We start from the raw sequence: 15,272 nt of genomic DNA, 5'->3' as shown, positions 1-15,272 counted from the left end.
AATGGATATTTAATTTTAAATTCTATTTGCATATTTTGGAATGTGATTATATAATATCGGTATACGATGTATCGTTAGTCGATATATCATGAAGCGATGTATCGGAGGTAGTTATAATGAATGCGAAAGCGCAAAAATACATTCCATTAACTGAGGCGACATATTACATATTATTGTCACTAGTTAAGCCAATGCATGGTTATGGAATTATGCAAATGGTAGAAGAGATGACAAATGGGGAAGTAAAGCTCGGTCCTGGTACTTTATACGGGAATACGACGAAGTTATTAAAAGAGAAGTTAATTGTTGAAGTTGCCTCAACAGACAGAAAGAAGTGCTATGAGTTAACGCCGTTTGGTAGAGAAGTGTTAGAGCTAGAGTATAACAGGTTGCAGAGATCTGTAAGGAATGGAAACAGTATATTAGGGGAGTGAATGAAAGATGAAGACAAAAAAGGTATTCAAATTTTTCATGGCATGGAGTTTAGAAAAAGAAGAAGTTTTTTTACGGAAAATGCATCAAAAAGGCTGGGCGTTACAAAGGTATAATTTGATGTATACGTTTAAGAAAACAGAACCAAAAGATGTAATATATAAAGCGGATTTTAGATTGGTTTACAGGGATTCAAAAGAAAAACAACAAGAGTACTTTGAAATATATGAAATGTCTGGTTGGAAACGTGTCACAAGTTTTACAAGATGGAATTATTTTTGTAAGGAAGTAGAGGAGGGAATTGAGTTACCTGACATATATTCAGAGAAGGACACGAAGGTGCAAAAAATGAAGGAGTTATTACAATTTTTCGCATTGATTTCAATAACTATATTACCCTCAATGTATAGCGTATTTTTAAATTCAACAGAATCAAGAGTGCCAATTTGGGCGAAAGTTATGACAGGGCTTGTAGGTTGTATGTATGTTTATTTCTTTATGAGGCTCTTATGGAAAATTAAGAAATTGAAAAGCGAAATATTATAATAAAGATTGGATTTTAAAAGAAGATGATTACCGGAATCATCTTCTTTAATTTTTATGTGATTCTATTTTGTTCACTCTTTTTTACACAATAAAAGACTATATATTTAAGGCATAGAACTAACAGTTACAAAGATAAGTATTAATCGGTAGTTCATTATTATTAATCGCTTCTTCATCATTCATGATTTTTTTAGGTATTATTACTAGTATTATTTATTAGAGTTTTGATGTTTAAAGTGGTAATAAAGTAAAAAGCCGCAAACAGTAGAAATAATCCATATAACTAGACCGTAAGGAGTCGAGATCTTCTTCCAATCGAAGATCCAAAAGTAAAAAATGCCTATGTGACAAGTTAATAGTAGAAATGTAGATGGAATCATTAACTTTTTATTTAAAATCATTTATTTCACCTCTCTTGTGTAAATATTACCAAAAGAGTGTGGAGTTGAAAATATAATATGGAAGTGAATAAGGTTTTCACTTAAAGAAATTACAAGGTGAGTAGCATTTGTTCCTAAATCAATTTCCATTTGCATGGGAATTTAAATGGAAAAAGAACCATATAAAATTATGAAGGGGGGGAAAGTCATAAAATGCAGAGAATGAACAATTATTTTCGTGCTCGTGCGAGTATGGTATACATGATGACTAATAATGAAGTAATGAATCACATTGTTGCTTTTCATATGGATACGAATGGAATGCTCACCTTTTTAGGTTCTTACCGAACTTACGGAAGAGGTACTGGTATAAAGGAAGTTTCTACAGAAACGGCAAACGATGGTATAGATCCTCTAGCATCACAAGGTTCTCTGACATTGTCCCGTGATGGTCGTTTCCTATTTGCAGTTAACGCAGGCAGTCATAGTATCAGTAGTTTTATCATAGCAGATAACGGGGTGCCGATTTTCGTGGATGTAAAGCCATCAGGAGGTGCTCAGCCCAATAGCATTGGTGTGTATGATAATCTTCTCTACGTGTCCAATGTAGGTAATGCTGCAAACAATTTTGCATCAAATATTACCGGATTTCACATAGATGATAAGGGAAACCTTACACATATTCCAGGATCCACTCATGCTCTCAGTACCTTTAATGCTCAGCCTGCACAAGTTCTCTTCACCCCGGATGGTAGTAAAATCGTTGTCTCCGAGCTTACATCAAACCATCTCAGTGTCTTCCATATAAATACAGATGGTACGGTTACAGGACCAATTGTTAATGATTCTTACGGTAAAGGCCCATTGGGTGCTTACTTTCTATCGTCCGGAATTCTCTTAGTTACAGAAGCAGTTTCAAATGCGTTGTCATCTTATTCATTGAGCAATGACGGTACTCTTCATGTAATCAGCGGCTCTGTACAAAACGGATATAAAACTGCTTGTTGGGTTATAACAACGAAGGATGAACGTTTTGCCTATACTACGAACACTTTAAGTGGCACCATATCCACCTACCAAATCGCCCCGAATGGAGCACTGTCAGTAGTAAGGCATATTACTAGTACACCGCCGGGGACAGCACCAGGTCTTCCGATGGATGTTGGAGTGAGTAAAGATGGACGAAATTTTTACACCCTTAACGGAAATCAGGGGACAGTGTCAGCATTTAATATTCAAAGTGATGGTAGTCTAGTAAGGTTGCAGGTTGTTGCTTCATCCAATTTTCCTTACTTTGGATCGCAAGGCTTAGCTGTTCTTTAACTCTATTGGGTCCACTATAATCGTGTGAAATTGAAAAATATATGACGGTGTATGAATAGTAGACATGTAGATGAATTAGGAACCTTTGATTAAACAGCAATTTTCCACCTTACTTACGTAAAACGGAAAAACCCCCCTATAGAAAACTGATAGGGGGTAGGGAAAATGTTTAAGAGAAAGACTGATTTTGCGCAGGTTTTATAAATTGTTCTGGATTTTCAACAAGCCCGCATACAGCACATTGGACGCGATAAGTAGGTCCTTGATAAGCCATATGAAAAGCGTTCATCGTTTCATTTGTGTATTCTTCTTCTACTTGACCAGTTTGTGGATTTAATTTTACTGGTTTTACTTGTTGCTCAAGAATATTAAAGCGAGTTCGGTTCGTTTTACAACTTGGACATAGCATTGGTTCCATATGTATACACCTCCATTTGTAGCATTTCTTAAGCGCTATGATTTTATGCAAGTAAAAAAACTTTCTCAATATAAATAGGTGTTTAATGTATTTAAAATTCAGAAAAAATAAAATATAATGAATGTAAGAACTGGTTATGTCCAAACCAAATCTCCTGTTTTATGCCAATAAGCTGGGGGCCGAGAAATCGGCCTCATTTTTTTGCGCTCGTCTCTATAAGGTACAAGGTTTTTAAAAACATTTGTCGAATTTTTAGAGGTGAAGGTAAAGGGGGAATAGTTATGAACTTAAAAATGAAATACATTATTTTATATGTAGAAAAGTTTGAGGAATGTTTAAGGTTCTATAAAGATATTTTACAGTTACCTATAAAAGCTGAACACGGTACATATATCGAATTTGAAACAGGGGCAACAATTTTAGCGATGAATACACGAGAGGATGTTAAGGAGTTAACGGGACTACCTCTTACAGAAGGTGTACTACAATCTTCCCATTTTGAGTTAGGGTTTGTTGTAGATGATGTTAAGGAAACGATTGAGAAATTAAAAGAACAAGGGGTTAAAGTTCTAGTTGAGCCAATCGTAAAACCGTGGGGACAAACAATTGCTTACATTGCTGATCCAGACGGTAATTATATTGAAATTTGTAGTTCATTAGAATAGAAGGAGAAAAAGAGGATGGGGTTTCCAAAATTAGAAACAGAACGTTTACTATTAAGAGAACTTACACTATTAGATGCAGAAGCGATGTTCCATTATTTTTCAAAAGAATCCGTTATTCGTTATTTTGGAATGGACTCTTTCGAAAATGTTGAGCAAGCGAAAACGACTATTCAAACGTTTAGAAAGCGTAATGAAGAGGGAAGTGTATTTCGCTGGGGAATAGAGAAGAAAGGCACAGATCAATTAATTGGTACGTGTGGATTTCATTTAATTAACAATCATCATAAACGAGCTGAAATTGGTTATGAGCTAGATGATACATATTGGGGACAAGGATACGCAACCGAAGCACTGCAAGCAATGCTAGCTTACGGATTTGAAACGTTGCACTTTATAAGAATTGCAGCTGTCGTATATATAGAAAATGAAGCTTCCCGTAATTTATTAAAAAAAGCCGGATTTCAAGAAGAAGGATTACTTCGAAAATATATGATTCAAAATGATGTTGCTCATGACACGGTCGTTTATTCATTATTAAAAGAAGATTGGCAAAAGTAATGAGCACAAGTGAAATAATGAAAGTTATTAAGGAGCATAAAGATGAGCGATTTATATTAGGTATAGATGGTCTAAGTCGTTCGGGTAAAACAACTTTGGTTAAAGAGTTGGAAGCAGATATGAAGCAAAGTGGAATCCCGTTTCATATTTTTCATATTGACGATCACATTACCGAGCGTAACAAGCGATATAGTACTGGATTTGCAGAATGGTATGAGTACTACAACCTTCAATGGGATATAGAGTGGTTGCAGCGAAACTTTTTTGGGAAGTTACAAAGCGATATACAAATACAATTGCCTTTCTATCATGATGAAACAGACATATGTGAAATGAAAGAAATACAGCTTCCTTTAGTAGGTGTAATAATTGTTGAAGGTGTTTTTCTGCAGCGAAAAGAATGGAGAGATTTCTTTCATTATATGGTGTATTTGGATTGTTCAAGAGAGACAAGGTTTCTACGTGAAAGTCCAGAAACGCAGAAGAACCTTTCCAAATTTCAAAGTAGGTATTGGAAAGCTGAGGAGCATTATTTGGAAGCGGAATTGCCAAGGGAGAGAGCGGATTTAGTAATTACAAAATAGAAGGTGGATAAAACGAATTTTTTTAGGTAGTTATTGATAGAGATAGGGAGCTTTCTTTATAAATAGTTTGAATAACCCTCTACCTTTTTTCGAGAAGTAGAGGTTATTTTCTATGTTTTATAAAGAAATATAGCGGTTTAATTCTTTCAATTATATAGAAGGAGATTGCTATAACAATTTGAATTATATAGTCATAGATAAATTTACAGATGAAAGGTTGAGCTTTTTCAAGTAAGTGAAAGATTTTTACAAAGAGAGTGATAATATGAGTATTTTCATTTTAGAAGATGATGTCATACAAGCGCAGCAAATGAAGCGGTTAGTTGAAGAGATTTGTGAGAAATATATGTTGCCGTACGATTTTATCGAAGTAACTAGTAAAAGTGAAAACATTATTAAAAACATTCCACGGGCGACTTATGTACCAATTTATTTTTTAGATATTGAGATAAAAAGAGAAGAACGTAAAGGGTTGCAAGTAGCGCAAGAAATTCGTAAATATGATACGCAAGGGATTATTGTGTTTGTAACGACGCATTCAGAATTTGCACCGATCTCGTATCAATACATGGTATCAGCTTTAACATTTATTGATAAAGGTTTGCCTTATGAAGAACGATATCAAGTATTTGAGCAATGTTTGCTTCAATATGAGGCACGCAATAAGACTACTATTCCTAAGGATGATTTTATTGTTGAAAATAGTAACGCTACTGTGCGACTGCCATTTCATGCAGTCGAATATATTATGACCGATGATCCACATCGTTTAGCTTTAGTGACGTTAGATCGTATCGTTTATTTTTATGGAACATTAAAAGAGATTGAAATAGTAGATGAACGGTTATTTCGTTGTCATCAATCATATGTCGTGAATATTACACAAATGTCTTCTTATGATACAACGCAGAAGATGATGATATTAAAAAGTGGGAAACGAATTCCAGTATCGCGGCGTTTAGTTAGTAAAGTACGTACAATGTTAAAGGGTGAGATGTAATGTATATTTATGATGTGTTTGCACTTTTGCTCACTAGTATGAGTCATACCTTCTTATACATTCAATTAATCCGGTACAATAGATTGTCATATAGAATGTTAGCGTCTTTAAGTGTTGTATTTATTATTTTACTTGTAATTGTCGTAACAGTAACGAGATATCCAGAGCTTAATAGTACAATTGTGTTATTTCTAATAAGTTTAGGATTGATGCAAAATGAATTGAACTTTATGCGGAATTTATATTTTGCGCTTGTTAGCATGGTTATTATTACGCTTGTGAAAATGCTATTTCTCGAAGTGGGTATGAAACTATTTATGTTAACACCATTTGATTTCTATTTATGGACAGCGAGTATAATTCATCTTATCGTGTCGCTCATAACTTTTATAGGTATTGTATTAGCTCGTAAACGAATTCAAAGTATCGCTCAGTACATAGTAGGAAGTCCACTATATTATGTTACTTATATTTTGTTAATTATTGGGTTTATTATTGAATTAATTTTAACGAGTCCATCCACTGATTTTTTAGCAAAGTTAAATCAGCAATATGGTGAATTGAGTTTTATTTCAGCAATTATATTGTTCTTAGTATTACTACTTATTGTATTACTGAGTTCGCATTTGGCGAAAGAGAAGTTGGTAGAAGAACATGAAACAAGGTTAGATAAAGAATTACTCGATTATGTTGAGAAATTAGAATCGATGCATGATGAATTGGCCAGTTTCCGCCACGATTATATTAATGTGTTACTTGCGTTAGAAGCGGGAATACGTACAAAAAATGTGAATGAAATCGAGCAAGTTTATTATGAGGTTATTACTCCTACTTTAAAATTAATCAATGATCATGAACTCGATATTGCGAAATTATCTCGTATACATATACCTGAAGTGAAAAGTGTATTAAGAGCAAAAGTGGGTACTGCCCAGCAACAACAAATAAAAGTAATGCTTGATATTCCGGAAAAAATAGCGACGGTTTCGATGCCTATAGTTCCTTTTATTCGTATCATTTCAGTCTTATTAGATAATGCAACTGAAGAAGCGGTACATAGTGAGGAAAAGGTACTGCAAATTGCCTTTTTTGAAATGGATGCAGAGCAATATTTTGTTGTTCGTAATAGCTCCAATTATAAAGAGATTGATCTGCAAAAAATTTATGAGAAGAACTATTCGAGTAAAGAAGAGGGCAGAGGATATGGGTTATTCTCATTAAAACGTATTATAAATAAAACGAATAATGCAACGCTAGAAACGACTTATATGAGTCCTCATTTCACGCAAACTTTCATACTAAAAAAATAGATAACCATTTATGATGGAAATCAAACCGAATAAGAAATAACTACATACTTTCTTCAATCGTTTTTATACACTTCAAGTAAGAGGTGAAACGAGATGAATGGTCTTATTTTTACAGCGTTTATAAGTATAGGGTTACCGCTTGTTGCACTTTTATATGCTTTTTGGAAGAAACGCTATATCCCGTATATGCTAGGCGTATTGGCATTTGTTGTATCACAAATTTTAATCCGTATACCAATACTGAATTATTTAAATGGAAATAGCACAGCTTTTTCAATGTTTAGTGTCATGCAGCCTATATTATTTGCGATTATGCTTAGTTTGTCAGCTGGTATTTTTGAAGAGATAGCTCGTTTTATTGCAATGCGCTATTTTATGAAACAACGAGATTGGCAGTCAGGATTTTTATTCGGAGTAGGGCACGGTGGTATTGAAGCTGTGTTGATAGTCGGTATTCCAGTAGTATCTCTATTATTATCGCAAACAGTTAGCGGAAATACGGATAGTTATTTTGTCGGTGGAGTGGAACGTATCTTTGCGATGTTAATCCATGTCGGTCTGTCATTCATTGTATTGCAAGCTGTTGTCCAAAAGAAATTTCGTTATGTTGTATATGCAATTTTCATCCATGGGACTGTAAATGCACTAGCAGGTATCATACCGCTATACGTACCAGCAGATAGGGCTATATTTACTGTAGAAGTTACAATAGCAATTTGTGCTTTACTTGTATTTAGTTATAGTTTCATTTTAAAAAGAAAGGGTGTATTAAAATGAGAAGAATGTTACTTGTTATTATAAGTGCTATCGCGGCGTTCGCACTTGCAGCATGTACCGGTAATAAAGTAGATGAAAGTACTTCAAAAAAGTTTATTCCGAAAGCGGAAGAAATTGTAACGTTACTAAATGAATCTAAGTATAAAGAAGTGCATGAAAAATTTGATAGCAAGATGAAAACTGCATTATCAGAGGAGAAAATGAAAGATCTTACGCCTGTAATTGAAAAAGCTGGTACATTCGAAAAGATTGAAAAAAAGTCGATTGAAGAAAAAGATGGTTTATATACAGTTGTTCTTGTAGCGAAATATAGTAAAGAACAACGTACCTTTATCGTAACTTATAATGATAAAGAAGAAATAGCAGGTTTATATATTAAATAAAAAACAGATAAAGTGGAAGTGTCCGCTTTATCTGTTTTTTATTATTTTAACCAAATTATGGTTATTCATGCTAATATGAACTCATAGCTATATAGAAGGGGTGGGTAATTATGAAAACAGAAATAGTTTCCAAAAAGAAGTACAGCATAATAAGCTATGTATCTTTACTCATCGGAATTATGTGTTTTTTATTCGTTTTTATAACTCCGACGAGAATAGCGAATGCGGGTAATATAGTGGGAGATTATATTACAATTGCTCTGACAGGCGTAGGTATTATACTTTCAACAATTGGAATCACGAAACAAACAGAGAAGAAGGCAATTGCAATTATCTCATTAATACTTTCCTCATCGTTCTTTATTTTTTGGATTATCGCGATTATCTTATTGTTTACTGGCCAAATAAATTTTGCGCCGTAATGAGCAATAAAAAGAGTCCTTCATATGGTCTTATCCCTGTCAAGTAGACAATATTAAAAAGACTAAGCAGCCATCGAGATTCGATATTCTATCGGAGCTCGGTGGTTGAGTCGTTTTTGGAACCGTTTATAGTTATAAAAATAAATATACTCTTCAATTGCTTGTATTAAATCTGCTTCTGTTTTAAAATGATTCAAATACAACATTTCCGATTTAAAATGGGAGAAAAATGACTCAATACAGGCATTATCATGGCAGTTTCCTTTGCGAGAGTGGCTGCCAATGATACCTAAACCTAAAAGTCGTTTGTTGTAGGCGTGAGATGTGTACTGGAATCCCTGATCTGAATGGAGAATGGTTCCACGCACATCTCTTTTTTGTGCCAACATTTCAATTGTATCTAATACAAGTTCATTATCGTTGCGCTTGGATATTTTCCAAGAAACAACTTCGTTATTATAAATATCTTGTACAACAGAAAGATACCGAAATCCCTCTTGGAATCGTAGGTAAGTAATATCTGTAACAAGCGCTTCATTTTGTTGGCGATCTTTGAATTCACGGTTTAAAACATTCGGAAAAACATTGGAATAGTTCCCTTTAAAGAAGCGACGCTTCTTTCGAATAATAGATTGAATGTTGAGCTCGCTCATTAAGCGATATACTTTTTTGTGATTTATAAAATATCCCTCTTCCTGTAAAGCGATTTTCATACGTGGATAACCATATTCCTTGTGCCTTACGTGAATAGATTGTATTACTTTTTTTAATCGTTTCTCGGATTCTAGTCGCATGTTTTTCATACTTTTTGTATGAATCCACTTATAGTAACTTGAACGATGTACACCCGCAAATTTCGTAAGCCATATAACTGGATATTTCCCCTTTAATGATTCAATGATATGATACCTCACCGTATATTTTAGTGCACCTCCATTTACAGATTCGGATACTGCTTTTTTAAATATTCAACCTGTGCCTTATAGTAGTCACGTTCCTCTTCAATCGTCTTAAAATGAACGCGTTTGCCTTTTAGAGGATTTGATATACCTTTCATTCCACCATTTTTTCCACGAGTATCTGTAATTTCACCAAATTCTTTATATTTTTTCACCCAATTTTTTAGTTGTGTAGAGCTTCTAATCTGATATTTTTCCTTTATCATATTGTAACTTCCTTCTCCGTTTAAATAACTTTGAACAGCCGCTAACTTTAATTCTTCTGAATATGTAATAAATATTGAACCTTTTTTAGTCATGAAAAATCCCCTCCAAGTAATAGTGTAACATCCATGTATGTGCATGGTCTTTTTACACTGTCTACTTAAAGGGGATAATATCACATATAAGAAGGACTCTTTTTATTCGGTATCTTCAGGTTGATATTCTAAAAGATCTCCAGGTTGGCATTCTAATGCTTTACAAATAGCATCTAAAGTTGAAATTCTAATTGCTTTTGCTTTTCCATTTTTTAATATAGAAAGGTTAGCCATTGTAATTCCAACCTTCTCTGAAAGTTCAGTTACGCTCATTTTTCTTTTCGCTAGCATTACATCAATATTAATTATTATTGCCATGTTATTCACCTCAGACCGTTAAATCATTTTCTGATTTTATATCTATCGCATCTTTTAAAAGTCTTTGGAGAACGGCAGCAAAGACTGCGATAACCATTGAAGCGAAGATTAGGAGCATGCCAAGTATAATAATACCTGGTGCATCATCTCTTTCCGCCACAAGATAGAAGAGTGGCATACCTACCACATATAAAATACTGATTGTTACTGCACATTGTTTTATCTTCTTTAAAGCTCTAACAGATAATTTCGAGAAAGCGTTACCCTTGTCAATGAAGCTTACAAGTTTAAAAGCTTGATACAGAGCGAAATAAAAAGGTACCACCGTTGCATACAGATTGATTAAAATAAGATATTTTATATATGCAATATCGGGATACAATTCCGCTGCATAATTCCCTATGTTAGGAACTAAAAATATACACAAAGCAAGAACAGGGATTCCAATCAGAATAATAGCTGTCTTTAAAAAGAGTGTTGATCTTTGTTTCATATAAAGCACCTCATTTATTAATTATCTATTTAATCTAACATGAAATTTATCGTTTAACAATAAATTTTTATTTATTATAATCGTGTTTTTATTGTTAAGTAAATTTGAATTTTAGATGAAAATAAAAAGTACTGCTCTTTATAAAAAAGGGTGCCAAACAAATAGACTTCTTGTAATAAAAAAGTATGGTGATATATACCATTGTTCCTTTGACGAAATATAGTACAGATAATCGTTCCTTCTTTCTGTAAATGATGTTATGTTAAAAGTAACGTATAATAAGAGTTTTTAGAAAATCAATATTTTTCGTAATTTGAAGAGGTGTTAATGAAATGAAATCGTACACGCAATTTGAACGTAGAAAACACATACTAGATGAGTTAGAAAAGTACAACCGAGTTATGGTAAATGATTTAGCGAAGGTACTAAATGTTACAACAGAAACGATACGAAGAGATTTAGATATGTTGCACAAGGAAGGGCAGCTTACGAAAATACATGGTGGTGCAATTAAGAAAAAAGATCAAACACTAGAATTTCATTTTGATAGGCGCCGAGCTGAGAATATTGAAGAAAAACGAAAAATTGCAATGGAAGCAAGTAAACTCGTAGAAGATAATGATATTATCGCAATTGAAATTGGGACAACCACAATGCAAATTTTAGATTACATACACGATAAAAAGAATTTGACGATTTTAACAAACTCGATACCAGCTGTTAATAAAATTATTGAGCTTAAAGAACAATATGATTCCTTTGATTGCAGGTTAATAGTCATTGGAGGAATATTGAATACAAATTCATTAGCATTGTCTGGAGAAATGACGTTAAACTATCTTGACCATTTCACTGTTAATAAGTTATTTGCTTCTTGTGATGGAATTTCTTTAGAAAAAGAACTAACATGTTCGTATATTGAAGATGCACAAATATATAAGCAGTTAAAGAATAATGCAAAACAAGTTGTCATGATGGTAGATGAGTCAAAGTTTAATTTAACAAAGTTTTATAAAAGCGGGAATTTTAGTGATATAGATGCATTATATACAAACGCTAAGCTCGATGAGGCGTGGCAAAATGTGTTAACAAGTAATGGGGTAGAAGTAATAACAGTATAGAAAACAAAAAGAAGACTATTTCTTAGTAAGTTGAGAAATAGTCTTCTTTTTGTTTATATGTTGTTTTATTTTGTTTATTTGTTGTTTTTACAATTAGTTAACAAATTAACAACATTGTGTTAATAATATACTCGTACAATATGAATTAGGAGGTGGCAAGAATGCAAATAAAACTATCAAAAGCTGTGTTCTTTTTAATACCAGTTGGAATACCTCTAATATTGTTTTGGATTATTCCGAATTTCATTAGCTTAGGTATTAGTTTTACTGATTGGGATTTTATGACGAATGATTTTAACTTTGTTGGTTTAGAAAACTATTTCAATTTATTTACACAAGATTCTTTTATGCAAGCATTGCTAAATACGTTTTATTTCGGAATTGGAACAGTGATTCCAACGATTGCATTAGGTTTAGGATTCGCATTATTCTTCCGAAAAAAATTCAAAGGTTCTGCATTGTACCAATTAATGATTTTTTCACCTTGGGTAACGCCAACAATAGCTGTATCCATTGTGTGGTCACTTTTATATGAACCTCAATTTGGAGTTATTAATAAAGTTCTAAACTTTTTTGGGATACCAGGTTTGGACTGGCTTCAAAGTAGTCAAACAGCGATGTTAGCAGTCATTATTGTGACAGTTTGGAAATTAGTTGGTTGGACGATGATCTTCTATATCGGCGCATTAGAAAAAGTTCCAGATAGTTTATATGAAGCAGCTAGTATTGATGGAGCAAATTCATGGCAGAAATTTCGATATGTAACACTGCCAATGGTTTCATCAACAACTTTCTTCTTAGTTGTTGTCAATACAATTTCTTCAGTGCAGGCTTACGATCAAATAAAAATTTTAACACAAGGTGGACCTAGTGGTTCGACGCGTACGTTACTTTATTTATTCTTCCAACAAGGGTTTGAACAATTTGATATGGGATCTGCAACAGCAATCGCATTTATCATACTAATCATTACAATACTACTATCTGTTATAAACAAAATAATAGGTGACAAGTGGGTGAACTATTAAGGTGAATAATATGAAAAAAGGTCCATTAATCGTAAAGCATCTCTTTCTAGCGTTATCAAGTATACTATTTATTTTTCCATTTATATGGATGGTGCTTGGTTCGTTTAAAACATCTAGTGAAGTATTACAAGGAGGTTTTTGGCCTAAAGAATTTCACTGGGAAAATTATCAGCAAGTATTAGATATACTTCCATTTAGCACATATTTATTTAATAGTTTCTATACTTCTTTCATCATTACTATATATGTACTTGTTTCGTCAGCGCTTTTTGCTTATATGTTGGCATTTTATAAGTTTAAAGGCAAGAATATTACGTTTAGTGTTGTGATGGCAACCTATATGATCCCTGGAGCTGTATCGTATGTTCCTGTATATGTAATGTTAGGGAAATTTGGTTTGCTTGATTCACATTTTGGATACATGATTTCTATGGCTGTTAGCGTATTCGGTATTTTCTATTTGAAACAAACGTTCCATAAAGTTGGTTTTGAAATAGTAGAAGCAGCCAAAATTGACGGAGCGAGTGATTGGCGAATTCTTTGGAAGATTATTTTTCCAATGACACGATCATCATTTGTAACTCTAGGATTGGTCACATTTATTGGTAACTATAATAATTACATTTGGCCAGCTCTTATTTTGAAAGATAATACACAAAAACTAATTACGAATGGAATTGCTGATTATTTCATTAATAGTTCTTTAGGACGAGATTGGTCACACATTATGGTTGCAAGTACAATCGCAACGGTGCCGCTCTTAATCGTATTTTTAATTCTACAAAAATGGTTCTTATCTGGTGTTACTGATTCAGGAATAAAGGGGTAATTAAATAGTAAAGGAGATATGTGGGATGAAAAAACTATTCATGCTTCTAACAGTTTTAACATTGTTTGTTAGTGCACTTGCGGGTTGTTCAGGTGGAAAAGGAAGTACGGTTAAAGCGAGTAAAGAAGGGGAGAAGGTTGTTGTTCCATTCATTAATGGAGTAGGGGGCTCTCTTGCAGATCGTGTAGATAAGATTGTGGAAGAATACAATAAAAGTCAGGACAAATATGTAGTGAAAACGACAAAAGCGGGTAGCTACGATGAGTCATATCAAAAGCTACAAAGTGGATTTGCAGCGAATAACCAAGAAGCAATTGCATTACTAGGTTCAGATGTCATTCAAGAATATGCTAAAAAACAGTTAATCGTACCTATAGATGAATATGTTAAAAATGATACTAATTTCAAAAAAGAAGATTATGGGAAAGGGTTTATGGAGCAAGCAACAATTGACGGAAAGTTATATGGAATTCCGTTTTACGGTACAACACAAATTTTTTATTACAATAAAAAAGCATTAGCGGAAAATGGCTTTACAAAAGAGGATTTAAAGACGTGGGAAGGTGTAGAAAAGGTAGCAAAAACAGTCGCAAAACGTGGTGAAAACGGAAATGTTTCATATGCTGGCTGGATGCCAATGTGGGGGACGTCAAACTTAATTGATGCAGTTCGCAGTGCTGGCGGTAATGTATTAAGTGAAGATGGTAAAAAAGTATTAATTAACGATGATACTTGGGTTACGGTATGGGAGGAATTCCGCACATGGCTTCATGAAGATAAAATTATGAAAATACATTCAGGTGGTACTGGATGGGAATATTGGGATAAAACAGTAATTGATTTAGTAGAAGGCAGAACATTAGGGTTTACAGGATCATCTGGTGACCAAGGATTTGTTTTCAAATCATTAGGTAAAGGAATGACGGAAGAAGAACGTCTTAACACATTTGAAGCATTACCTCAGCCTGCTTGGGGTAATAATAAACCAGCGCCAAAACTAGAAACATATTTGTTCACATTAACGAGAAATATTGATCCAGAAGTAGCAAAAGGCGCATATGACTTTATGAAGTTTGCGACAAGTACGGAGAAAACGGTTGAATGGTCAATGGCAACAGGCTATATTCCTGTTCGTAACAATGTAACAGAGTACGGTCCATATGCTGAATTTGTTAAAAAACAACCACAAGCATTAGTTCCGTTAGAACAAGCCAACAATAATGGAGTGGGACCATTTGTAGATCCAACGGGCGGAAAAATCAATGACGCTTTAAATGTAGCAAAAGATAAAGTAGAGATTGAAGGGGTTCCAGCAAAGAAAGCATTAGATGAAGCAGCTAAAGTTGCGCAAGAAGAGTTAGATAAAGTTTTGAAAAAGAAGAAGTAAACCTGTTTGTAGTACGAACGTGAGGTGCTTTTGAACGAAG

General features: G+C 33.7%; 20 protein-coding genes and 1 pseudogene. 15 read left to right on the top strand and 6 right to left on the bottom strand.

What is annotated here, in order from left to right; genetic code table 11:
- Window positions 1-116: 116 nt before the first annotated feature.
- Complete coding sequence (locus MHB76_RS14395) at window positions 117-434, top strand: PadR family transcriptional regulator (RefSeq protein WP_000991891.1); 318 nt, start codon at window positions 117-119, stop codon at window positions 432-434.
- 7 nt (window positions 435-441) lie between these two features.
- Window positions 442-978: a DUF2812 domain-containing protein gene (locus MHB76_RS14390; RefSeq protein WP_078174262.1), complete on the top strand. Its 537-nt coding sequence runs from the start codon at window positions 442-444 to the stop codon at window positions 976-978.
- Between the two features lie 212 nt (window positions 979-1,190).
- Here the strand turns inward: MHB76_RS14390 and MHB76_RS14385 are convergent.
- Window positions 1,191-1,379, bottom strand: a pseudogene (locus tag MHB76_RS14385) (hypothetical protein); the annotation flags it as partial.
- 192 nt (window positions 1,380-1,571) lie between these two features.
- Between MHB76_RS14385 and MHB76_RS14380 the strand changes: the two are divergent.
- Window positions 1,572-2,681, top strand: a complete 1,110-nt coding sequence (locus MHB76_RS14380) for a lactonase family protein (protein WP_078174263.1) — start codon at window positions 1,572-1,574, stop codon at window positions 2,679-2,681.
- 169 nt (window positions 2,682-2,850) lie between these two features.
- Here the strand turns inward: MHB76_RS14380 and MHB76_RS14375 are convergent, their stop codons facing one another.
- On the bottom strand, window positions 2,851-3,099 hold the full coding sequence (locus MHB76_RS14375; RefSeq protein ID WP_000433610.1) for a hypothetical protein: 249 nt from the start codon (window positions 3,097-3,099) through the stop codon (window positions 2,851-2,853).
- A 281-nt stretch (window positions 3,100-3,380) separates the two neighbouring features.
- On the opposite strand from MHB76_RS14375, the gene MHB76_RS14370 reads away from it, so the two are divergent.
- From MHB76_RS14370 to MHB76_RS14335, 8 genes are all read left to right on the top strand, one after another.
- Window positions 3,381-3,764 carry a VOC family protein gene (locus MHB76_RS14370; RefSeq protein WP_016105212.1) on the top strand — a complete coding sequence of 128 codons (384 nt, stop codon included), beginning with the start codon at window positions 3,381-3,383 and terminating at the stop codon, window positions 3,762-3,764.
- 15 nt (window positions 3,765-3,779) lie between these two features.
- Complete coding sequence (locus tag MHB76_RS14365; protein ID WP_078174264.1) at window positions 3,780-4,322, top strand: GNAT family N-acetyltransferase; 543 nt, start codon at window positions 3,780-3,782, stop codon at window positions 4,320-4,322.
- Window positions 4,322-4,906: a kinase gene (locus tag MHB76_RS14360; RefSeq protein WP_078174265.1), complete on the top strand. Its 585-nt coding sequence runs from the start codon at window positions 4,322-4,324 to the stop codon at window positions 4,904-4,906. The genes MHB76_RS14365 and MHB76_RS14360 overlap by 1 nt, the downstream gene beginning before the upstream one ends.
- 265 nt (window positions 4,907-5,171) lie before the next feature.
- On the top strand, window positions 5,172-5,906 hold the full coding sequence (locus MHB76_RS14355; RefSeq protein ID WP_078174266.1) for a response regulator transcription factor: 735 nt from the start codon (window positions 5,172-5,174) through the stop codon (window positions 5,904-5,906).
- Window positions 5,906-7,216, top strand: coding sequence for a GHKL domain-containing protein (locus tag MHB76_RS14350; protein WP_002168130.1), 1,311 nt, complete (start codon window positions 5,906-5,908; stop codon window positions 7,214-7,216). The genes MHB76_RS14355 and MHB76_RS14350 overlap by 1 nt, the downstream gene beginning before the upstream one ends.
- A gap of 93 nt (window positions 7,217-7,309) precedes the next feature.
- Window positions 7,310-7,993, top strand: coding sequence for a YhfC family glutamic-type intramembrane protease (locus MHB76_RS14345; RefSeq protein ID WP_078174267.1), 684 nt, complete (start codon window positions 7,310-7,312; stop codon window positions 7,991-7,993).
- On the top strand, window positions 7,990-8,376 hold the full coding sequence (locus MHB76_RS14340) for a DUF3887 domain-containing protein (protein ID WP_078174268.1): 387 nt from the start codon (window positions 7,990-7,992) through the stop codon (window positions 8,374-8,376). The genes MHB76_RS14345 and MHB76_RS14340 overlap by 4 nt, the downstream gene beginning before the upstream one ends.
- Window positions 8,377-8,486: 110 nt before the next feature.
- The gene (locus MHB76_RS14335) at window positions 8,487-8,798 is read left to right on the top strand and encodes a hypothetical protein (protein ID WP_002110521.1); all 312 of its coding nucleotides are present in this window, start codon (window positions 8,487-8,489) and stop codon (window positions 8,796-8,798) included.
- A 62-nt stretch (window positions 8,799-8,860) separates the two neighbouring features.
- On the opposite strand, the gene MHB76_RS14330 is transcribed toward MHB76_RS14335, so the two are convergent.
- From MHB76_RS14330 to MHB76_RS14320, 4 genes are all read right to left on the bottom strand, one after another.
- Window positions 8,861-9,712: an IS3 family transposase gene (locus MHB76_RS14330; protein ID WP_016103639.1), complete on the bottom strand. Its 852-nt coding sequence runs from the start codon at window positions 9,710-9,712 to the stop codon at window positions 8,861-8,863.
- 23 nt (window positions 9,713-9,735) lie between these two features.
- Window positions 9,736-10,056 carry a transposase gene (locus MHB76_RS26325; protein ID WP_016103355.1) on the bottom strand — a complete coding sequence of 107 codons (321 nt, stop codon included), beginning with the start codon at window positions 10,054-10,056 and terminating at the stop codon, window positions 9,736-9,738.
- 102 nt (window positions 10,057-10,158) lie between these two features.
- Window positions 10,159-10,374: a helix-turn-helix domain-containing protein gene (locus tag MHB76_RS14325; protein ID WP_002110519.1), complete on the bottom strand. Its 216-nt coding sequence runs from the start codon at window positions 10,372-10,374 to the stop codon at window positions 10,159-10,161.
- A 10-nt stretch (window positions 10,375-10,384) separates the two neighbouring features.
- Window positions 10,385-10,867, bottom strand: a complete 483-nt coding sequence (locus tag MHB76_RS14320; RefSeq protein WP_002127922.1) for a DUF2975 domain-containing protein — start codon at window positions 10,865-10,867, stop codon at window positions 10,385-10,387.
- A 332-nt stretch (window positions 10,868-11,199) separates the two neighbouring features.
- Between MHB76_RS14320 and MHB76_RS14315 the strand changes: the two genes are divergently transcribed.
- The 4 genes from MHB76_RS14315 to MHB76_RS14300 all read left to right on the top strand — a co-directional run bounded on the left by MHB76_RS14315 (window position 11,200) and on the right by MHB76_RS14300 (window position 15,232).
- Window positions 11,200-11,988, top strand: coding sequence for a DeoR/GlpR family DNA-binding transcription regulator (locus MHB76_RS14315; protein WP_002110517.1), 789 nt, complete (start codon window positions 11,200-11,202; stop codon window positions 11,986-11,988).
- 161 nt (window positions 11,989-12,149) lie between these two features.
- Window positions 12,150-13,016 carry a carbohydrate ABC transporter permease gene (locus MHB76_RS14310; RefSeq protein ID WP_002200097.1) on the top strand — a complete coding sequence of 289 codons (867 nt, stop codon included), beginning with the start codon at window positions 12,150-12,152 and terminating at the stop codon, window positions 13,014-13,016.
- A 10-nt stretch (window positions 13,017-13,026) separates the two neighbouring features.
- The gene (locus MHB76_RS14305) at window positions 13,027-13,845 is read left to right on the top strand and encodes a carbohydrate ABC transporter permease (RefSeq protein ID WP_002110514.1); all 819 of its coding nucleotides are present in this window, start codon (window positions 13,027-13,029) and stop codon (window positions 13,843-13,845) included.
- Between the two features lie 25 nt (window positions 13,846-13,870).
- Window positions 13,871-15,232 carry an extracellular solute-binding protein gene (locus MHB76_RS14300; RefSeq protein ID WP_078174269.1) on the top strand — a complete coding sequence of 454 codons (1,362 nt, stop codon included), beginning with the start codon at window positions 13,871-13,873 and terminating at the stop codon, window positions 15,230-15,232.
- Window positions 15,233-15,272 lie beyond the last annotated feature (40 nt).

Source organism: Bacillus sp. FSL M7-1345 (assembly GCF_038006985.1).
In the GTDB taxonomy this organism is placed as follows: domain Bacteria; phylum Bacillota; class Bacilli; order Bacillales; family Bacillaceae_G; genus Bacillus_A; species Bacillus_A cereus_U.
This window is presented reverse-complemented; position numbering and strand designations above follow the sequence as displayed.